This window comes from Hominenteromicrobium mulieris, assembly GCF_046197855.1.
GTDB classification, from domain to species: domain Bacteria; phylum Bacillota; class Clostridia; order Oscillospirales; family Acutalibacteraceae; genus Hominenteromicrobium; species Hominenteromicrobium mulieris.
The window spans coordinates 2,333,757-2,352,016 of sequence record NZ_CP173188.1 but is presented as its reverse complement, the minus strand read 5'-3'; the positions used below and the strand labels follow the sequence as shown (position 1 = coordinate 2,352,016).

The 18,260-nt window shown below is 46.8% G+C and carries 21 protein-coding genes and 1 tRNA gene; 18 read left to right on the top strand and 4 right to left on the bottom strand.

The annotated features are described in order from the left end of the window. Positions 1 to 5 precede the first annotated feature (5 nt). Both ACI0CA_RS11590 and ACI0CA_RS11585 read left to right on the top strand, forming a co-directional pair. Entirely contained in the window at positions 6 to 494 is a 489-nt protein-coding gene (locus ACI0CA_RS11590) for a GNAT family N-acetyltransferase (RefSeq protein ID WP_395590406.1), read from the top strand. A gap of 124 nt (positions 495 to 618) precedes the next feature. Then, positions 619 to 1,611 (top strand): asparaginase, encoded by a 993-nt coding sequence (locus ACI0CA_RS11585; RefSeq protein WP_418561007.1) that lies wholly within the window; start codon positions 619 to 621, stop codon positions 1,609 to 1,611. A gap of 115 nt (positions 1,612 to 1,726) precedes the next feature. Here ACI0CA_RS11585 and ACI0CA_RS11580 read toward each other — a convergent pair whose 3' ends face one another. Next, the gene (locus ACI0CA_RS11580) at positions 1,727 to 2,134 is read right to left on the bottom strand and encodes a BlaI/MecI/CopY family transcriptional regulator (protein ID WP_446806790.1); all 408 of its coding nucleotides are present in this window, start codon (positions 2,132 to 2,134) and stop codon (positions 1,727 to 1,729) included. Between the two features lie 434 nt (positions 2,135 to 2,568). On the opposite strand from ACI0CA_RS11580, the gene rpsU reads away from it, so the two are divergent. The 6 genes from rpsU (at position 2,569) to ACI0CA_RS11550 (ending at position 5,869) form a co-directional block, all read left to right on the top strand. Beyond that, entirely contained in the window at positions 2,569 to 2,745 is a 177-nt protein-coding gene (rpsU, locus tag ACI0CA_RS11575; RefSeq protein WP_176821429.1) for a 30S ribosomal protein S21, read from the top strand. A gap of 85 nt (positions 2,746 to 2,830) precedes the next feature. Then, a complete protein-coding gene (locus ACI0CA_RS11570; RefSeq protein WP_176821430.1) occupies positions 2,831 to 3,355 on the top strand; it encodes a YqeG family HAD IIIA-type phosphatase in 525 nt (174 codons plus the stop codon). Positions 3,356 to 3,394: 39 nt separating this feature from the next. Continuing rightward, complete coding sequence (locus ACI0CA_RS11565; RefSeq protein WP_343284670.1) at positions 3,395 to 4,474, top strand: M24 family metallopeptidase; 1,080 nt, start codon at positions 3,395 to 3,397, stop codon at positions 4,472 to 4,474. A gap of 98 nt (positions 4,475 to 4,572) precedes the next feature. Beyond that, positions 4,573 to 5,130 (top strand): elongation factor P, encoded by a 558-nt coding sequence (gene efp / locus ACI0CA_RS11560; RefSeq protein ID WP_176821432.1) that lies wholly within the window; start codon positions 4,573 to 4,575, stop codon positions 5,128 to 5,130. 90 nt (positions 5,131 to 5,220) lie between these two features. Next, entirely contained in the window at positions 5,221 to 5,658 is a 438-nt protein-coding gene (locus ACI0CA_RS11555) for a CD1247 N-terminal domain-containing protein (protein WP_308448793.1), read from the top strand. 134 nt (positions 5,659 to 5,792) lie between these two features. Then, positions 5,793 to 5,869: transfer RNA gene (locus ACI0CA_RS11550), tRNA-Ile, on the top strand. Positions 5,870 to 5,996: 127 nt separating this feature from the next. On the opposite strand, the gene ACI0CA_RS11545 is transcribed toward ACI0CA_RS11550, so the two are convergent. Next, on the bottom strand, positions 5,997 to 6,821 hold the full coding sequence (locus ACI0CA_RS11545) for an IS1595 family transposase (RefSeq protein ID WP_308448792.1): 825 nt from the start codon (positions 6,819 to 6,821) through the stop codon (positions 5,997 to 5,999). A 117-nt stretch (positions 6,822 to 6,938) separates the two neighbouring features. Here ACI0CA_RS11545 and ACI0CA_RS11540 point away from each other — a divergent pair, with 117 nt between their 5' ends. Next, positions 6,939 to 7,097: a hypothetical protein gene (locus ACI0CA_RS11540; protein ID WP_412277697.1), complete on the top strand. Its 159-nt coding sequence runs from the start codon at positions 6,939 to 6,941 to the stop codon at positions 7,095 to 7,097. 24 nt (positions 7,098 to 7,121) lie between these two features. Then, positions 7,122 to 9,392, top strand: a complete 2,271-nt coding sequence (locus tag ACI0CA_RS11535) for a hypothetical protein (RefSeq protein WP_308448791.1) — start codon at positions 7,122 to 7,124, stop codon at positions 9,390 to 9,392. 126 nt (positions 9,393 to 9,518) lie between these two features. On the opposite strand, the gene ACI0CA_RS11530 is transcribed toward ACI0CA_RS11535, so the two are convergent. After that, entirely contained in the window at positions 9,519 to 9,716 is a 198-nt protein-coding gene (locus ACI0CA_RS11530; protein WP_308448790.1) for a hypothetical protein, read from the bottom strand. Positions 9,717 to 9,880: 164 nt separating this feature from the next. After that, positions 9,881 to 10,192 (bottom strand): helix-turn-helix domain-containing protein, encoded by a 312-nt coding sequence (locus ACI0CA_RS11525; protein ID WP_308448789.1) that lies wholly within the window; start codon positions 10,190 to 10,192, stop codon positions 9,881 to 9,883. Positions 10,193 to 10,344: 152 nt separating this feature from the next. Between ACI0CA_RS11525 and ACI0CA_RS11520 the strand changes: the two genes are divergently transcribed. The 8 genes from ACI0CA_RS11520 (at position 10,345) to ACI0CA_RS11485 (ending at position 18,220) form a co-directional block, all read left to right on the top strand. Further along, positions 10,345 to 10,548 carry a helix-turn-helix domain-containing protein gene (locus tag ACI0CA_RS11520; RefSeq protein ID WP_308448788.1) on the top strand — a complete coding sequence of 68 codons (204 nt, stop codon included), beginning with the start codon at positions 10,345 to 10,347 and terminating at the stop codon, positions 10,546 to 10,548. Between the two features lie 17 nt (positions 10,549 to 10,565). Continuing rightward, positions 10,566 to 11,414 carry a hypothetical protein gene (locus tag ACI0CA_RS11515; RefSeq protein WP_308448787.1) on the top strand — a complete coding sequence of 283 codons (849 nt, stop codon included), beginning with the start codon at positions 10,566 to 10,568 and terminating at the stop codon, positions 11,412 to 11,414. A 4-nt stretch (positions 11,415 to 11,418) separates the two neighbouring features. Continuing rightward, positions 11,419 to 12,624: a hypothetical protein gene (locus tag ACI0CA_RS11510; protein WP_308448786.1), complete on the top strand. Its 1,206-nt coding sequence runs from the start codon at positions 11,419 to 11,421 to the stop codon at positions 12,622 to 12,624. Between the two features lie 232 nt (positions 12,625 to 12,856). Beyond that, positions 12,857 to 13,459, top strand: a complete 603-nt coding sequence (locus ACI0CA_RS11505; protein WP_308448785.1) for a recombinase family protein — start codon at positions 12,857 to 12,859, stop codon at positions 13,457 to 13,459. Continuing rightward, positions 13,449 to 13,907, top strand: coding sequence for a hypothetical protein (locus ACI0CA_RS11500; RefSeq protein ID WP_308448784.1), 459 nt, complete (start codon positions 13,449 to 13,451; stop codon positions 13,905 to 13,907). Before ACI0CA_RS11505 ends, ACI0CA_RS11500 begins: the two co-directional genes overlap by 11 nt. Then, positions 13,907 to 15,571, top strand: a complete 1,665-nt coding sequence (locus ACI0CA_RS11495) for a recombinase family protein (RefSeq protein WP_308448783.1) — start codon at positions 13,907 to 13,909, stop codon at positions 15,569 to 15,571. The genes ACI0CA_RS11500 and ACI0CA_RS11495 overlap by 1 nt, the downstream gene beginning before the upstream one ends. Positions 15,572 to 15,713: 142 nt before the next feature. Beyond that, positions 15,714 to 18,056 carry a ferrous iron transport protein B gene (feoB, locus tag ACI0CA_RS11490; RefSeq protein WP_417073458.1) on the top strand — a complete coding sequence of 781 codons (2,343 nt, stop codon included), beginning with the start codon at positions 15,714 to 15,716 and terminating at the stop codon, positions 18,054 to 18,056. Continuing rightward, positions 18,053 to 18,220, top strand: coding sequence for a FeoB-associated Cys-rich membrane protein (locus ACI0CA_RS11485; RefSeq protein ID WP_308448781.1), 168 nt, complete (start codon positions 18,053 to 18,055; stop codon positions 18,218 to 18,220). The genes feoB and ACI0CA_RS11485 overlap by 4 nt, the downstream gene beginning before the upstream one ends. Positions 18,221 to 18,260: the final 40 nt, after the last annotated feature.

Sequence of the window (18,260 nt, the reverse complement as noted above, 5' to 3'; positions counted from 1 at the left end):
AAACCATGGCAGCCAACATTCGCTTTGCAACCGAAGCAGACATTCCGGTCATTTTAGAGTTTATCCATGCGCTCGCCGCGTATGAAAATATGGAAGATCAGGTCATTGTAACGCCGGAGCTTTTAAAAGAGTGGGTCTTCCAAAAGAAAAAAGCAGAGGTTTTCCTTGTTTCGGAGGACGAAAAGCCCGTGGGCTTTGCGCTTTTCTTCCACAATTTCTCCACGTGGCTCGGCCGCGCGGGCATTTATCTTGAGGATCTTTTCGTGCTGCCGGAATATCGCGGCAAGGGCTACGGCAAGCTGCTGTTAAAGCGCCTTGCGCGGCTCGCTTTGCAGCGCGGCTGCGGCAGACTGGAGTGGGCGTGCCTCGATTGGAACACCCCAAGCCGCAAGTTCTATGATTCCCTCGGCGCCGTGCGCATGGAGGAGTGGACAACGTACCGCCTGACGGGCGATGCACTTTTGTCCCTTGCGTCCAACATCTCACTCAAATAATTTCGCAAAAGCAAAGAGGCGGGCTGCGGCTCGTCTCTTTTTGTCGGTTCTGCGGCTTGCATTTATGCAGGAAAATGTGGTATGATATTTCCGCAATTTCACGAAGAATAGGGGAAAATGCAGAATGAAAAAAATTCTGTTCATTGCGACCGGCGGAACCATCGCTTCGGCGAAAACGGAAAACGGCCTCACGCCGGCGATTACATCGGAGGAACTTTTAAATGCCGTACCGCAGGTGAAAAACCTGTGCGCAGTGGATACCGTGCAGCCGTACAGCTTAGACAGTACCAACATGTGTTGGAAGCAGTGGATCCACGTGGCGGAGATTATCCGCGATAACTATGCAAAGTACGACGGCTTTGTCATTGCCCACGGCACGGATACGTTGTCCTACGCGGCGGCTACGCTCTCGTATCTCATCCAGAAAAACGAAAAGCCCATTGTTTTAACGGGTGCGCAGAAATCCATCGAGGTGCCGGACGGCGACGCGCGGCGCAATTTGTTTGAAGCGTTTGTATACGCCACAGATGCCCGTGCGTGCGGCACACACGTCGTTTTTAACGGGCACGTCATTGCAGGCACCCGCGCCAGAAAAACGCATACAAAGAGCTTTGACGCCTTTTCCAGCATTGATTTCCCGGATATCGGCGTGTTCTACGATAAAAAGCTCCTGTGCTATATTGATGAGCGCCCGGAATGCCCCGGCGCGGTGTTCTACGATAAATTAGTACCGGAGATTCTTTCTATCCGCGTCATCCCGGGCATGGACCCGTCCGTGTTCGATTACATCACCGCGCACTGCCGCGGCGTTGTCATCGAAAGCTTCGGCGTCGGCGGCATCCCGTACTACGGCGACAACGCGTTTGAGGAAAAGATCGCTGCGTTAATGGAAAACGGTGTGCGCGTCGTTATCACCACGCAGGTTCCGCACGAGGGCAGCAACCTTTCCGTCTACCGCGTGGGCCATATCATCAAGGAAAAATACCGCGTGCTCGAAGCTTCCAACATGACAACGGAAGCCGTCATCGCCAAAATGATGTGGGCACTGGCCTATTCCGAGACCCGCGAGGAATTTGAAAAGCTCTTCTGCACCCCTGTAGGCAAAGACCAATTATAAATTGTATTCGCCTGCGGCGGGTGATATTGCCCTTCGGACAATGCAAGTGAAGTTTGCTATATCATTACAAAACAGAAGGCAGAGCGATGATGTGCTCTGCCTTCTGTTTTGTCCGTCATGTTTGTTTTTTCGCGGCTAATTTTTCGCGCTTCTTTTGCAGCATTGCAATGAGTTCGTCAATCATCGAAGCCGGGTCATCTGCCGTGTCGACCATTGCAGAGAGGAACGGCGCCACGAGCGCGGGATCCTGAATCGTCGTGTCGCGCAGCTGTAACTGGGCATACTCCTCCTCTGTCATGCACGGTGCAAAGGTGCGCGCATAATTGCGAAACGTCTTCACAAAGCCGGCCGGGGTGATCATCCCCTTTTTTAAAAGAGAGTTCACCATCAGGTGAATGTAGCTGTCCTTCCAGGTCTTCTGTGGGGAAAGCGCGACCATTTCTGCCGCGGAAAGCGCACGGTCCGTGTGCCCCAAAAGATACATGACTTCGCTTTCGCTTTTTGTAAGCGCCGTCTTTTTCATATAAATCCGTAACCTCGCTTTAGTAGGAATTTGCGCAGGGTTTTATGGAGGTATTATATAATATAACGCTCTTGCTTGTCAATGTTTTGGGCAAGATTCAGTTGAAAAATTTTCCCATCAGCATTTTTGCAGATTGCCGAAAAGCAAAAACAAGAAAAAACCTATGACAAAGCCGCAAAGCCGCGCTGCGTTTTCCGCCTAATCATAAAAGTCGCAAAGCAGGGAAAAAGAAGCCCCAAAAACCCGTGCAGCACCGCTTTAAAAGGCAAATAAACGGCCCTAAACGGATTTTTTTGCAAAGAGAAACGGATTTCTTCTATTTTTCGGGAAAAAAGCCTTGACTTTTTTGCCCCCTGCCACTATAATTATTTGTGTTATTTCGTGCTAAGTAACAAATACAAACCCCTGCCTGATGGCGGATGGGAGGGATATAGATGGCTGAAATCAGAATCAAAGACAACGAATCTTTGGAGAGCGCACTCAGACGCTTTAAGAAGCAGTGCGCAAGAGCGGGCGTTATTCAGGAAGTTCGCAAGAGAGAGGCTTACGAAAAGCCTTCCGTTAAGCGCAAGAAGAAGTCCGAAGCAGCTCGCAAGCGCAAGTACAAATAATCAAACGTGAAGAAGCGGGCTTTTTGCCCGCTTTTTTGTGTAAACGGGTTTTTCCCGAGCAACACAGGAGGCAAAGACCGAAGCTATGGCGGTATTTAAACCGACCGGCACGCTCCACTGCGTGACGGAGCTTACGCCCGAGCTTTTAAAAGCGCTCAATGTGCACATGATCGTGCTCGATGTGGATAATACCATGTCGCCGCACGGCTCGCAGACTCCGTTTCCCGGCGTGCGGGCGTGGGCACAAAGCGTAACGGCAAGCGGCGTCAAGCTGATCGTTGTTTCCAACAATTACAAAAAACGTGTGGCGCCCTTTGCCGCGCAGTTCAATCTGCCGTTCGTTTCTTTCGCGTGCAAGCCGTTTCCGGTCGGCTACCTGCGCGCAAAGAAAATGGCCGGCACGCCCCGCAGGGAATGCCTTGTCGTGGGCGACCAGATCTTCACCGATATCCTCGGCGCAAACCTTTGCGGAATGCGGTCGGTTTTACTTGACCCCCTGTCGCCGGATCCTTCCGCCACGGTGCGCTTCAAGCGCAGTCTGGAAGGCTTTTTGCGCCCGCACTATACGCGGCTCACGGCCGGGGAAGAAACGGTAAAAAGCAAAGCATAAAGGGCACCTTTGGGTACACATTAGAAAGGGGAATTATCAATGAGCAATCCGATCGAACGTCTTACCAATTCTGTCATCGGCGGCGATAGCAAAAAAGCGGCGCTGATCGTTTCCGAAACGAACCTCTATTACCTCACGGCGTTCCCGTCCACAGACGGCGCACTGCTGCTCACTTCCGAGCAGGCTTATTATCTCCTCGATTTCCGTTACACCGAGGCCGCACGCGCCAAGGCGCAAAATGTGGAGGTTGTGGAGTTCACCTCGCTTAACGAAACCTATAAGACGCTTCTGAAAAAGCACGGCATCACCGAGGTGTACATGGAATACGCCGCTCTGCCCTACGGTCATGCGAAGCGTTTTGAGCAGCTCTCCGAAGAGTGCGGCGCTAAGGCGATTTTGAATACGACCTTGGACGATGCCATCCGCAAGCAGCGCATCGTCAAGAGCGATGAGGAAGTGAAGAGAATCTGTGACGCACAGGCCATCACAGACGCTACGTTTGAGCACATCCTCCCCTATATCAAGGAAGGCGTAACGGAGCGCGAAATCGCGCTGGAGATTGAGTTCTTCATGCGCAAAGCGGGTGCAGACGGCAATGCGTTCAACCCCATCGTTGTCACCGGCGCAAACGGCTCGCAGTGCCACGGCATTCCGGGCAACACACAGATCAAAAAAGGCGATCTTATCACCATGGATACCGGCGCTATGCTCGCGGGCTATCATTCCGATATGACCCGTACCGTCGCGCTCGGCTATGTAAACGATGAGCAGAGAGCCATCTACAACACGGTTTTAAAAGCACAGCTCGCCGTTATCGACGGCGCACACCCAGGCATGCGCTGCTGCGATGTGGATAAGATCGCGCGCGACATCATCGAGACCCCGTACCCGAACACGTTCGGTCACGGCCTCGGCCACGGCGTAGGCTTCGAGATTCACGAGTGGCCGCGCTTCAATAAGACCGATGAGACCATCTGCGAGCCGGGCATGGTCATCACCGACGAGCCGGGCATCTACATCCCGGGCAAGTGCGGCGTGCGCATTGAAGACATGCTGCTCATCACAGATGACGGCTGCCGCAGCCTCACGCATTCCCCGAAGGAGCTCATCATCCTGTAAAATTTCCGAAAAAACGGAGAAACAGAACGGTTTTTTCTTGAAAAAAGCCACTTTCTGTTATACAATAGACCTAAGAAAAATTTGGAGGTATTATCTATATGGTAACCGCAGGCGATTTCAGAAACGGCGTCACCTTTGAAATGGACGGCAACGTTTACTCGATCATTGAATTCCAGCACGTCAAGCCCGGTAAGGGCGCGGCGTTCGTCCGCACCAAGATCCGCAACGTGATTTCCGGTGCCGTGACGGAAAAGACGTTCAACCCGAACGATAAGTATCCGACCGCTTTCATTGAGAGAAAGGACATGGAGTATCTCTACAATGACGGCGACCTGTACTATTTCATGGACAGCGAGACCTATGAGCAGCTGCCGATCAGCCCGAATGTCCTCGGCGACAACTTCCGCTTTGTGAAGGAAAACATGGTTTGCAAGGTGCTCTCCTACAAGGGCAACGTTTTCGGCATTGAGCCGCCGAACTTTGTTGAGCTTCAGGTCACAGAGACCGAGCCGGGCGTGAAGGGCGATACCGCTACGAACGTCACGAAGCCCGCTACGCTGGAGACCGGCGCAGAGATCAAGGTTCCGATCTTCATCAACGAAGGCGAAATGATCCGCGTCGATACCAGAACCGGCGAGTACATGGAGCGCGCATAAGCGTTTTTCCTTGTTCCATACGCCGAAACACCCGGGGCGAAAGCCCTACATTAGGCAGCGCGTTTGCCTGCCGGAAAGATAGGTGCAAGCATGACAAATTCCGAGAAAGCGGCATACATCCGCGGTTTGATGGAAGGCATGGATCTGGACCCGAATGCGAAGGAGACGAAGCTCTTCAACGCGATCGTTGACCTGCTCGATGACCTCTCCCTTTCCGTTGAGGAAATGGAAGACGCATACGATGAGCTCAGCGGCCAGGTAGACGAGATCGACGAAGACCTCGGCGAGCTGGAAGAAGAGTTCTACGACATCGACGAGGACGATGACGATGACGATGACGACGCATGGGAAGACGAATGCTATTACGAAGTCACCTGCCCGAAGTGCGGCGATACCATCGAGCTCAACGAAGAAATGCTCGATGAGGGCTCCATCGATTGCCCGAACTGCGGCGAAACGCTGGAGTTCGACCTCGAAGAAGACGATTCCTGCGATTGCGGCGAAAACTGCGACTGCAATAAGGAATAATTTTCGGGTCATATAAACCTGTAAAGAACGGGAGAGTCGTTTTGCGGCTCTCCTTTTTCTTTTCGCACGGGTGAATTTAGGTCTTGCAATTATATGCTGTTTGTGCTATAATTGCTAAGTTCCGATATATAGTCGGGCCATTAGCTCAGTTGGTTAGAGCTACCGGCTCATAACCGGTTGGTCCAAGGTTCGAGTCCCTGATGGCCCACCAGAGCAATATTAAACAAAGCCCTCAAGAAATCTTCTTTCTTGGGGGCTTTGGCTTTTGCAAATCTTTGCAATGAAATGTAAATATGAACGCTTAGGCGGTACTGTCTGTATGGCAGTGCCGTCTTTTTTTATTTTAACATGATTTCGAGAATTTCTTCAAAAGAAACAGAAGTAAATCTTGCGTTTTGCGTAATACAGAAATTTTTGCAGCAGACGTCGAAGTTTCCATGATAACGTTCACTTATATATTTCTTGAATTTTGAAGACACGTTTTTAGAAGCGTTATAGGCATAACGTGAATTCTTTATTAGTTGATTATATTCTTCACGTATTTCACTTGGCAAAATCTTGGGGCAAATAATACCGATTTTCTTTTGCCCATTTTGAGAAGTGTTTACTTTAATCGTATTTCGGATAAAATCTGCAAATTCCTGCGGACTGTTATCGGTTTGTTTGATCTGAATACGGCCGGTACGATTGCCAAGCTTTTCAACAGCGGTAATTACGAAAAAGTGCTCGCGCGTAATGACGATCGGAATGACATCGATTTCTACGGGCAAGTTTAACATCTCTGCGGGTGCTCTTCTGTATTTTCTGATTTGTGTTCTTACAAGAGCTCTTTTAATAAAATGTGTCATTCTTTGGGCGGTGCGGTTACTGCCCAATTTTAATTTGTTTTGGAGAAAACTTGCCGTGATTATTCCGTTTGATGCGTTTATCAAATCTATGGCGGCAAACCATTTCTCTAACGGCGTGTGTGAATCTTGAAAAATCGTCCCGGCGGTAACAGACATTTTATATCCGCATTTCTTACATTTATATTTGACCTCTTTCGTTTCCCAAGCTTCAGCACAACCGCAGCGCGGACACGTAAACCCGTTTTTCCATCGTATGGAAGCCAGATATTCTCTGCATTCGTAATCAGATGTATTCATGCTTAAATTTAGTTCCATAAACATCCCTTTCTTATTTAATAGAATACTATACCCGTTTAGTTCCGTCAAGTGAATTTAATTGTGAATATCAGTTATAGGCAGCACAAAACAAAAAATTTTTGGAGGGTTGTCAAGATGACTGACTTCACAATTTCAACGAAACTCGCAAGAGAATTTGCAATCGAATGCTTTGATGTACTATCACGAGAAATCGAAAGTGCAAAAAGAAAGCAGAAAGACGAAACGAAGGAGGTGAAAAACACAAGCAGCCGTGAAAACACCTCCAAAAACTAAATCAAATGAAAGGAAGAGTAAAAAATGAAAATTCAAGATTTACTATTAAAATTTCAGGGTGTAAAGCAGGTATCTGAAAATCAGTACATGGCAATTTGCCCTGCGCACGACGATCATAGCCCCAGCTTGTCTATTGGACTTTCAAAAGACAGAAAACAGATTTTACTCAACTGCTTTGCCGGGTGCAAAGCGGAAGATATTCTGAATAACGTGGGGCTAAAACTAAAAGATATGTATGACAATGATGAAAGGAATGAAACAAATACTATGAGCAAAACGGTCTATACTTATTACAATGCGGATGGTTCTATCGCTTATACCAAAAATCGTTTCGATAAAGCGGATGGGAAAAAGAGTTTTTCTTTTGTACGCCCGAACGGGGAAAAGGGACTTGGCGATAAAAAGCCGGTTCCGTACAATTTGCCGGAGGTCATTCGTGCTCAGAAGGTCTACTTCGTCGAAGGAGAAAAGTGTGCGGACGCGGTTATTCAGGCAGGAAGAGTTGCAACCACGCTTAACTGCGGTTCCGGGTCAAAATGGCTTTCGGAATATCAGGATTACTTCATGGGTAAAGAGGTCGTCATTCTTCCGGATAATGATAAACCCGGAATGAAATACGCGAAGAAAATTGTGGAGAATATTCCGAATGCAAAAATTGTTTGTCTGCCCGGCTTGCCGCCTAAAGGCGATGTATACGACTGGCTGAAAGCGGGACACTCTATGGAGGAAGTGGATGATTTGCCTTATTTGGATATTTTGGAACAGGATGAAAGCACAGAATTGAAATCGGAACCCCAAAAAAGAAAATCGGGTAAAAATAAAACACAAGAAAATACTTTACTGGAAATTCTCCAAGAGCAAGGTGCAACACTGTTTATCAACAGCGAAAATAATGAGCCGTACATTGCGCTTAGACAAAATAAGCATTTGAAGGTTATGAAAATCGAGAGCGGAGAATTTAACACGTATGCATCCTATGTGTATCGTGAAAAGACACAAAGTGGACTAAAATCGGAGAACACGAAACAAGTGGCTTTATACTTAAAAGGCAAAACGCTTTTTGAAAATAGCAAAAAGGTGAAGCTCTATAACCGAGTCGGAAAAGCAGAGAATGCCTTTTGGTATGATTTGAGAACGGAAGATTGGAAATTTGTAAAAATTACAGAAGAAGGGTGGGAGATCAGAGAGGAAGATAAAATACTATTCGATCGATATAACCATCAAAAAGAGCAGTGTTTGCCGCGCAAAAACGGAGATATTCAGAAAATCTTGAAATACATCAACATCAAGAACCAGAAAACCCTGTTTTTGTGTTGGTTTGTCAGCTGCTTTGTACCAGACATCGTACATAGCGCAATAATCGTTTTTGGCGAAAAGGGCGCTGCGAAGACGACGGCTTGTACTTTTTTGAAGAAAGCCATCGACCCGTCGATCGTAAAAACTCTATCTTTACATAAAGATATGCCGTCAAAGTTAATAGGCTTGCAGGAACACTGGTTTTTGCCGTTCGATAATCTTTCTAAAATCAACCAAGATACGAGCGATTTATTTTGCAGAGCCATAACGGGTGAAGCAGTTCAATCCAGAAAATTGTATACGGACGATGAAAGCCATTTCTTCTTGTTCAAGAGATGTCTGGCTATTAACGGAATCAATAATGTGGCAAACAGCTCTGATTTATTAGATCGTTCCATTCTTTTAGAGCTGTCTCGTGTCGATGAAGAAGATAGGCGAGAGCTAACGGAACTTGAACAGGAATTTGAAGAAGACCTGCCGGATATTCTCGGCGGAGTGTTCGACGTGCTCTCGAAAGCGATGCGCATTTACCCAGATGTTCATTTGAGAAAATTGCCTCGAATGGCCGACTTTTGCCGTTGGGGGTATGCAATCGGAGAAGCCTTAGGCGGTCAGGGGGAGAAATTCCTTTCAGAGTACAATGCGAATCGCGAAAAGAGCAATTATGAGTTGATCAGTTCGGACAGCGTAGCCACCTTGATGATCGACTTTATGGAAAACAAAAGAGAATGGAAGGGCTTAGTTTCAGAGTTATGGAACTATTTGCGTACGGCAGCCGATGAAACCGGCTTAGGAACAAGGGCGGTTCCGCCGGCAGCCAATGCGTTGTCACGCAAGCTCAATGAATTACATAGTAACCTAAAGAACGTCGGGATTAATTTTACCATCAAATCGACTGCGAAGGGAAGTCTCATTACGATAGAAAACGAAAAAATATCTCAATTACCTCCATATATTCAGGAAGATAAAGAAGACCAAGATGAGGAAGTGGAGTTTTAATGGAGATGTGGAGATAATGACGGTATTATTTCCAAATAAATTCTATTAAGGAATATATTGTATAACAAAAGCCATTGAATCCAAAATCGGGGTTCAATGGCTTTTTCTGTACAGTAAGCTTTCAGGTTAGAGGTTAGCGATGTTATAAACAGAGTCGCCAATCGTAAATTCGGCGCATCCATCTGCATTCTCATTGAGAGAAATTCCAAGACCTTGAAGCTCATAGATTTGCGAAAGAAAAGCGGCAACATCTTCCGGGGTAAACGTACAACGGTTCACAGACAGATCATCAGCCGCAGTAATCGGTCTTTTGCGTATCTTCATGCGAATATCCTCCTTCCGTTTGTTATCTCAATAATATATAAGGTGCGGCTATTGAGATAACCGGCTTTTATACCGGATAAGGCAAGGGAGTATGCGTAGGTAAAAAGATAGGGGAGACATGAGCACATTTGATCTTGGCGGTGTAGCGCCTTGTTCTGAAAGGGTTATTCTCCTTCCACGCCCAGTAAGATATTAACAGCCTGCTGTATTTCAGGCTTTGAGCGATATGCCCGAATGACCTTTCGTTCATGGTCGGTCAATTCATCAGTGGATAAATGAACGTCAAGCAGGTCGCTTGGTGAAACATTCAAAGCGCGGCAAATGTCGGCAAGAATATCCGCGTCGGGGCGGTTGATGCCTTGTTCCCAGTTGGATACACGACTTTTGGTTACATTTATTTTACTGGCTAATTGCTCTTGCGTTAAGCCGCTTTGCTTGCGATATAAACGTATCCTGCCGCCAATTTCATATTTCACGGAATTCACCTCATTCTATGAACATTATACGCGAAAATAAATAAATTGCAAGGATGAAATCAAGAAATTCTGTACTTATACGCTGACTTCACAGAAATACTGTGATATTATAAATACAAGTACAGTAATACTGTATTTGCGGAGGCGTAAATATGGAAGTTTACAAAAAAGTGCGAGCTTACATAGAAGGAAGCGGCTGCGGGCAATTCGCGGTCGCACAAAAAGCAGGCATACCCCAAGTGGACTTTGATGCCATGATGAATGGAGAAAAAACCATGTACGCCGATGACCTGCGCGCAATTTGTCTCGCCCTGAATGTAAGTCCTGAAATATTTATTGAAGTGGATAAAGAGTAGTGCACGGGGAGAGGAATATGAAGAATATTGAAAGAGCAGCGGAATTTGTTCTTCTCATGGATAAACAGTTGAAAAACCAGCTTTTTGTAGTTAATGGAGAAGTTCAAGGGAAAAAGCTTTGGGAGAACACATTCATCAAACATCAACTGGATAAAAGAGATGCGGGCGATAAATTCTCGGTCGGCGACCATATTCGTGCAATGGTGTATTCGTTGTTGTCCTTCGGCGCACAGTGGAGCAGATTAGAGCCGTATATCGATATAAATACCGGCGAAATATCGGCTATTGACGATTTATTTTGCCAATATGATACAGAAAAACTTCTCAGTTGTGATCCAGAAGAAATTTCAGATAAAATTCTATCTTATAAACTCGGTTCTCCGTACACCAAAAAACAAATGAATGCACTGATAACGGAAAATGTCAGCAAACTTCTTTCGCTTGAACGGCAATATGGCAGCATTGATAGCTTCTATATGAAAATTTTGGTTAAAGATGAAACGCAGAAGACACTCGTGAAAGAACTGTCGTCACCGAAAAGCCCACATAAGTTCATTCAATTCGGCGAAGCGCTCATAACGGAGTATCTGAAAAATGTTGGTTATGATATAGCAAAGCCGGATAGGCATATCCGTCGTATTTTAGGCAGGAATATTTTAGATTGTTCCGAGCACGAAAATGCACCTGCCTATGAAGCGATAGACATTGTGGCGGCTATTGCAAGGCAGTTAAACAGACCGGCAGCGGAGGTGGATTATATTCTCTGGGCATATTGTGCCAAAAACTATGGAGAAATATGCACGAAGAATAATCCGCACTGTGACAGGTGTGTTGTAAAAATAAAATGTAAAAAAGCGGAGGTTTGAAACAATGGGAAACATTATGGAAGAAGCTTTCACCGCTTATACAGGCAGTGAAAAAGTCTTTACTTTAAATGGTAAAGAGTTGGTGATCCCGGCAAGATTTGATGCCTTTATTACATATCGCACCAAATTCATGAAACTTGCCAAAGCATGTGCGGATAAAGCGGCCGAGGAGTATAAAGAAAAAATCCATGACCTCGACACATTCAGAGCTTTATTCCAAGACATTTATCTGGAAAATTTGAAAATCGTCAGCAGCAAAGCGGTTGATATTCTTGTGTCTGAAGGTATTTATCAGTTCTCCATCGATACTTTTAGCGCAAAGAATATTGAAACCTTTCACACGGCCTTGAATGATTTGCGTACAACAAATGAAAGTGTTAAATTAACGGAACAAAACAATGCCAAAGTTACGCAGAATCTCAAAAACGGCATCGGTTCGCTGTTTAGTAACCGGGGAAGCTTCGCACGGGGGCTTGTACAAGGCGCGGTGGAAAGTACGCTTGAAGGTTCGGAAATTACAGCGCCGCAAAAAGCGGAACTTTATCAGCGAATTCGCACACACCTTCTGCTCCACAATGTATTTCAGGATTATTGGAACGCAGTCATTACTTTGGTGGGGATTTTACGAGAAAACGGCAAGGATATTTGGCTTGCCGACAGTGGTAAGATCGATGACATAAACGCAGTTCTTGAAAGTGTTCATAACCCGAATTTTCCGCAGGAAAAAGTTGCGGATGTTCTGTTTGATTGTATTTTGAAAAAACCGAATGCGGCTGCGATTTATAAAACCATAGAAGAAAAGTTTGGCCTAACAGATGAAGTACAGAAGATATTCGATTATTTCATCTACCCGGATTTTACAAAGATCGTTTATACCGAGAGTGATTTTCCGGGAATGGTACCGGCAAACTCCAATATGGCGCAGGGTCAGAACGCTTCGGAAGAACCCAAAAAGAAAAAAGGGTTATTCTCGTTCATGGATAAGGAAAGCGGTGAAAGTGTGAAAAAGGGCTTAAAAATCGGTGCAGGTCTTTTAGCGACAAGTGTGCTTTTGGCTGCATCTAAAGGTGGAAGCACCAACAACAATTCCAACAATAATGATGGTAAGAAAGATTATTATTTGAGTAGTGGATGCAAGAGGGCAAGATTAGGCGCAAGGGATGGTTGTGTCGGTTGTACTCTGGCACCTTATTGTTCACATTGTCGATAATCGTTTTACTTGTACTCTATGGATATAACCCCAAACATCTCTTTTCGTTTATAATCAAATAGTCTGATAAACAGCCGTAGTCCTTAGGGATTACGGTTGTTTTTTATAAAGTAAATTGGGTTGGCCTTTCCGCTTATAAAATTGCTAAATATTAACGAATTATTAACGGATTTGAATTTGGCAAAATACTGTCTTATAATAATATCAGACCGAAAGAAAAGAGGTTCTTGCAATGATTTATGGTTATGCGCGGTGCTCTACAAATGAAAAGCTTCAGGATATTAACCGGCAGGTCAGAGAGCTTAAACAACAAGGCGCAACGGATGAAACGATTTATCTGGAATATGAAAGCGGCGCAAAGACAGATCGCGCGGAACTGAATAAGCTGCTTAAAACCGTAACGGTTGGTGATACGATCATTGCGACGGAAGTCAGCAGAATTACACGCAGTACAAAACAGCTTTGTGAGATCATCGAGTTTGCGAAAGAGAAAAAACTGAAATTGGTGCTCGGCAGCTTTGTTGTAGACTGCAGCAAAGAGCTTGACCCAATGACAGAAGGAATGCTTAAAATGATGGGCGTTTTCAGCGAGATAGAACGAAATATCATCAGCCAGCGCGTGAAAAGCGGAATGGAAAATGCCAAAGCGAAAGGTAAAACGGTCGGCAGACCAAGTGTAAAGGCGGACGACATACCGAGCGCCTTTTACAGGCATTATCCAAAATATAAACAAGGGCAGTTGACAAAGAAAGATTTGTCGCGGCTTTGCGAATTATCTTATCCAACCGTATACAAGTATCTCAAAATCATCGAGGAGGCAAATCATGAAGGTTAGTATTTATTCGAGAGAAGAAATTGAAAAGTTGATCAGCAAAGGGTTCCCGGAGAAAACAGCGGTCATCAGCTTTTACGACCCGCCGAATATTCGAACCGGGGAGATTTCGGAACCGGTCGATTATAAAGGCTTGCCGGAACGGGTTTTTCAAGTGGAAGTTCATGATATTGATATGGAAACATTGGAAGATTTTGGTTTGTCGTTTGATACGTATTTCCCGGAAGCGGATAGTCTTGCGGCGTTTATACAAAAGGCTCATGATGACGGCTTCGATATAATCTGCCAATGTGAATACGGTCAAAGCCGCAGTGCTGCTTGTGCGGCGGCAATAATAGAATATTACGAGAAAAACGGAATATCCGTATTTGCCGATTACAGATATTATCCGAACCAACTGATTTTTAACAAATTGTTGGACGCACTAAAAAACAAGGAGGTCAATATTTGATGTTAGCGGTTATTTATGCGAGGTACAGTGATAGCAAGCAGAGAGAAGAAAGTATAGAGGGACAGCTGAAAGTTTGCCATGAATATGCGCAGGCAAACGGATTCTCCGTAATTCATGAATACGCGGACAGAGCTAAAACAGGCAGAAGTGATGATCGATACCAGTTTCAAAAAATGCTGAAAGATGCGGAGAAGAAGCAGTTTGACACGGTTATTATCTACTCGTCTGACCGTTTCGGAAGACAGGTACGCCAAGTATTGAATAATATAAACAAATTGACCGAGTTGGGTGTCTCTGTTCGCTCCGCCACAGAAAAATATGACGATTCTCCGTATGGCAGCTTTGCCAATCTGGTAAAAATTTGTATAGATCAGTTTTATTCCGATGATTTGACCCAAAAGGTAAAACGAGGAATGGACGTCAATGCGGAGAAGTGCTTATCCAACGGAGGGACTACACCGTTAGGATATAGAATTCAAAATCATAAATATGTTCTTGATCCGCAGAAGGCTCCCATCGTGAAAGAAATTTATACGAAATATGCGGGAGGATGGAGCGCAAAACAAATCTGCGACAATTTGAACGAACGGCATATAAAAACGGCAAAGGGAGCACAGTTCAATAAATCCTCTTTGCACGTGCTGCTGAAAAACCGGAAATACTTGGGCATTTACAAATACAAAGATATTGAAGTGGCAGGCGGGATGCCGAGAATTATCGATGATGCGTTATTTGAAAAAGTTCAGGATAAAATGAAGCTGAATAAACAGGCTCCGGCGCGGGCGAGAGCAAAGGCCGAATATCTTCTGACCACTAAGTTATATTGCGGGTACTGTAAGTCTATGATGATCGGACATAGCTCAAACCAAATCAGTACAAAAGGGGTGATTTACAACTACTACAAGTGTAAAAATTCGGGTGCCAGAAAGCCATGCAAAAAGAAAATGATTATGAAAAACTACATAGAGGATGTGGTTGTGGAAGAATGCAAAAAGTTACTTACCCCGAAGAATATCAATAGGATAGCGAATGAGGTCGTAAAAATCTCAGCACAAAATGACGATGTATCCGAGCAGAAAAGGTTAGAAGGGGAATTAAAAACCGCTGAACGGGAGAAAGAAAACCAAATGACGGCTCTCCGCCAGTGTTCGAGTGATGAAGTGCGGAAAATGTTTATCATAGATTTAGAAAAGCTGGCGGCGGAAATCAAAGAGCTTGAACGCCAGATTGAAATCGAAAAATCACGTCATTACGTTTTAACGAAAGAACAAGTTGTGCAGAGATTAACAGCACTTTCAAAAGGCGATATCAAGGACAATACATATCGACGGACGTTGATAAAACTATTTGTCAATAAGATATTCTTATATGACGATAAATTCACGATCACGTTCACTACCGGCGACGATGAAGTTGAAATCACCGATGCGCTGTTAAGCAAAATTGAAAGCGGAAAAAATAGAAAAGAAGGGACTTCTTTTTGTCTATCAAATGTTGTGGCCCACCAAAAAAGAGTTTTGTCTTTTGACAAAACTCTTTTTTCAATGTGCGGGTCGAGAATGACGAGTAATTTCTGCGGCCCGCAGTTTGTGGGCATGTGGCGCGAAAAGCTGTGGCACAAAGAAATGACCGCAACAATCCACAGCGCAGAATTGGGCGAATAACAGCGAAACAGAGTGTAAAAGCACACTTTATCTGGGGCTAAACGCAGATATAAGCGTGCTTTTGCGTAGAAATGCCCTTGACAAATTCCGAGCAACATAATAGACTTAAAACGTCTAATCGGGATAGAAAAGGGGCAAGAACATGACACTGAAAGACCTGCCGATCGGCAAAACGGCAACGGTGACAAGCGTTGGCGGCGAGGGCGCGCTGCGCCAACATTTTCTGGATATGGGGCTCATTCCGAAGGCGGACGTCACCATGGTGAAATTCGCACCTATGGGCGACCCCGTTGAGGTGCGCATACATGGCTACGAGCTGACGCTGCGCCTTGCCGATGCGGAAAAAATAGAGATCGATAAAATTCGCGACACGATAACGGAGCCGATGCGGCCGCAGGACGCGCGCCCGATTTTTCACCCGGGTCTCGGCGAGGGCGGCAAGTACCACGTGCAGACCGGCGAGCCGCTGCCGCCCGGAGAAACGCTGACCTTTGCACTTGCGGGCAATCAGAACTGCGGCAAAACGACGCTGTTTAATCAGCTGACGGGCTCTAACCAGCACGTGGGCAACTTTCCGGGCGTGACGGTGGACCGCAAAGACGGTGCGATACGCGGCGTGGAAAACACGCTCGTCACCGACCTGCCGGGCATTTACTCCATGTCGCCGTACTCGAGCGAGGAGCTCGTCACGCGGCGCTTCGTTTTGGATGAGCATCCGCGCGGCATCATCAACATTGTGGACGCGACGAACATAGAACGCAATTTGTACCTGACGATGCAGCTGATGGAACTGGATGTGCCGATGGTGCTGGCGCTCAATATGATGGACGAAGTGCGCCAAAACGGCGGCTCTGTGCGCGTGAACGAGATGGAGGAGATGCTCGGCATCCCCGTGGTGCCGATCTCCGCCGCGAAAAACGAGGGTATTGAGGAGCTTATCGACCACGCCGTGCACGTGGCAAAGTACCGGGAAGCGCCGGGGCGGCAGGACTTCTGCGATGTGAACGACCACAACGGCGCGGTACACCGCTGTTTGTACGGCATTATGAGCCTCATTGAAGACCATGCCCACGATGCGGGCATCCCGGTACGCTTTGCGGCGAGCAAGCTCGCCGAGGGCGATCAGCTTGTTTTGGACCGGCTGAACCTCGACCAGAATGAAAAGGAGACGCTGGAGCATATCATCACGCAGATGGAAAAGGAACGCGGGCTCGACCGCGCCGCCGCCATTGCCGACATGCGCTTCAGCTTCATTCAAAAAGTGTGCGGCGCTGCGGTCGTAAAGCCGAAGGAAAGCCGCGAGCACGCAAGAAGCGTGGCGATAGACCGCGTTTTGACCGGCAAATACACGGCAATACCGGCGTTTATCGGCATTATGGGTCTTGTATTCTGGCTGACGTTTAACGTCATCGGCGCGTTTTTATCGAATTTACTGGACACGGGCATCGGTGCGCTGACGGATATTGTCGACCGCGGCATGACGGCAGCGAACGTGAACCCTGTGCTGCACTCGCTTGTCATCGATGGTATTTTCACCGGCGTCGGCAGCGTTTTGAGCTTTCTGCCGGTCATTGTGACGCTGTTTTTCTTCCTCTCCATGCTGGAGGACAGCGGATACATGGCGCGCGTGGCGTTTGTGATGGATAAGTTATTGCGCAAAATCGGACTTTCCGGCCGCAGTGTGGTGCCGATGCTCATCGGCTTCGGCTGCACCGTTCCGGGCGTGATGGCGAGCCGCACGCTGCCTTCCGAGCGCGACCGTAAAATGACGATTCTGCTTACGCCGTTTATGAGTTGCTCCGCAAAGCTGCCGATTTACAGCTTTTTTGCGGCGGCGTTTTTCCCGGGCAAGGGTGCACTTGTGATGGTCATTTTGTATTTCACCGGCATTTTGGTCGGTATTTTGATGGCTTTGCTCATGCGCGGCACGATGTTTAAGGGTGAGGCTGTACCGTTTGTGATGGAGCTGCCGAACTACCGCATGCCGGGCGCGAAAAACGTAGCGCAGCTTTTGTGGGAAAAGGCGAAGGACTTTTTACAGCGCGCTTTTACGGTCATTTTTGTTGCGACCATCATCATTTGGTTTCTGCAAACGTTTGACCTGCGCTTTAACATCGTTTCCGATTCCAAAGACAGCATTTTGGCGGTCGTCGCCGGGTGGATTGCACCGATTTTTGCGCCGCTCGGCTTTGGCGACTGGCGTATCTCTACGGCACTCATCACGGGCTTTATGGCAAAGGAAAGCGTGGTGTCTACCTTGACGGTGCTGTTCGGCTCCTCCACGGCGCTTGCAACGCTGCTGACGCCGCTTTCCGCCGCAAGCCTGCTTGTGTTCTGCCTGCTGTACACGCCGTGTGTGGCGGCCATTGCGTCCGTAAAGCGCGAGCTTGGCGGTAAGTGGGCGGCAGGCGTCGTCATCGGTCAGTGCGTCATCGCGTGGCTGATAGCGGGGCTTGTGTACGGCATGGGGTCGCTGTTTATATGATGGATAAGCTGAACATAGGCACGGCTCTTGTGTTCCTTTTGCTCGTCATAGCGGTGTTTTTGGCTGTGCGGGCCATTCAAAAAGGAAAGACTGGCGGCTGCGGCGGGGACTGCACCCACTGCGCCGGCTCTTGCGCAAAGCCGGAACAGAAAAACAAAGCATAAAAAGAACAGAACATAAAAAATCTCCTGCTTCCCGAAAGAG

Excerpts from the sequence above, each read along its gene's own strand:
- ACI0CA_RS11590 (WP_395590406.1), top strand. The coding sequence starts at position 6 with ATGGCAGCCAACATTCGCTTTGCAACCGAAGCAGACATTCCGGTCATT.
- ACI0CA_RS11585 (WP_418561007.1), top strand. The coding sequence starts at position 619 with ATGAAAAAAATTCTGTTCATTGCGACCGGCGGAACCATCGCTTCGGCG.
- ACI0CA_RS11580 (WP_446806790.1), bottom strand. The coding sequence starts at position 2,134 with ATGAAAAAGACGGCGCTTACAAAAAGCGAAAGCGAAGTCATGTATCTT.
- rpsU (WP_176821429.1), top strand. The coding sequence starts at position 2,569 with ATGGCTGAAATCAGAATCAAAGACAACGAATCTTTGGAGAGCGCACTC.
- ACI0CA_RS11570 (WP_176821430.1), top strand. The coding sequence starts at position 2,831 with ATGGCGGTATTTAAACCGACCGGCACGCTCCACTGCGTGACGGAGCTT.
- ACI0CA_RS11565 (WP_343284670.1), top strand. The coding sequence starts at position 3,395 with ATGAGCAATCCGATCGAACGTCTTACCAATTCTGTCATCGGCGGCGAT.
- efp (WP_176821432.1), top strand. The coding sequence starts at position 4,573 with ATGGTAACCGCAGGCGATTTCAGAAACGGCGTCACCTTTGAAATGGAC.
- ACI0CA_RS11555 (WP_308448793.1), top strand. The coding sequence starts at position 5,221 with ATGACAAATTCCGAGAAAGCGGCATACATCCGCGGTTTGATGGAAGGC.
- ACI0CA_RS11545 (WP_308448792.1), bottom strand. The coding sequence starts at position 6,821 with ATGGAACTAAATTTAAGCATGAATACATCTGATTACGAATGCAGAGAA.
- ACI0CA_RS11540 (WP_412277697.1), top strand. The coding sequence starts at position 6,939 with ATGACTGACTTCACAATTTCAACGAAACTCGCAAGAGAATTTGCAATC.
- ACI0CA_RS11535 (WP_308448791.1), top strand. The coding sequence starts at position 7,122 with ATGAAAATTCAAGATTTACTATTAAAATTTCAGGGTGTAAAGCAGGTA.
- ACI0CA_RS11530 (WP_308448790.1), bottom strand. The coding sequence starts at position 9,716 with ATGAAGATACGCAAAAGACCGATTACTGCGGCTGATGATCTGTCTGTG.
- ACI0CA_RS11520 (WP_308448788.1), top strand. The coding sequence starts at position 10,345 with ATGGAAGTTTACAAAAAAGTGCGAGCTTACATAGAAGGAAGCGGCTGC.
- ACI0CA_RS11515 (WP_308448787.1), top strand. The coding sequence starts at position 10,566 with ATGAAGAATATTGAAAGAGCAGCGGAATTTGTTCTTCTCATGGATAAA.
- ACI0CA_RS11510 (WP_308448786.1), top strand. The coding sequence starts at position 11,419 with ATGGGAAACATTATGGAAGAAGCTTTCACCGCTTATACAGGCAGTGAA.
- ACI0CA_RS11505 (WP_308448785.1), top strand. The coding sequence starts at position 12,857 with ATGATTTATGGTTATGCGCGGTGCTCTACAAATGAAAAGCTTCAGGAT.
- ACI0CA_RS11500 (WP_308448784.1), top strand. The coding sequence starts at position 13,449 with ATGAAGGTTAGTATTTATTCGAGAGAAGAAATTGAAAAGTTGATCAGC.
- ACI0CA_RS11495 (WP_308448783.1), top strand. The coding sequence starts at position 13,907 with ATGTTAGCGGTTATTTATGCGAGGTACAGTGATAGCAAGCAGAGAGAA.
- feoB (WP_417073458.1), top strand. The coding sequence starts at position 15,714 with ATGACACTGAAAGACCTGCCGATCGGCAAAACGGCAACGGTGACAAGC.
- ACI0CA_RS11485 (WP_308448781.1), top strand. The coding sequence starts at position 18,053 with ATGATGGATAAGCTGAACATAGGCACGGCTCTTGTGTTCCTTTTGCTC.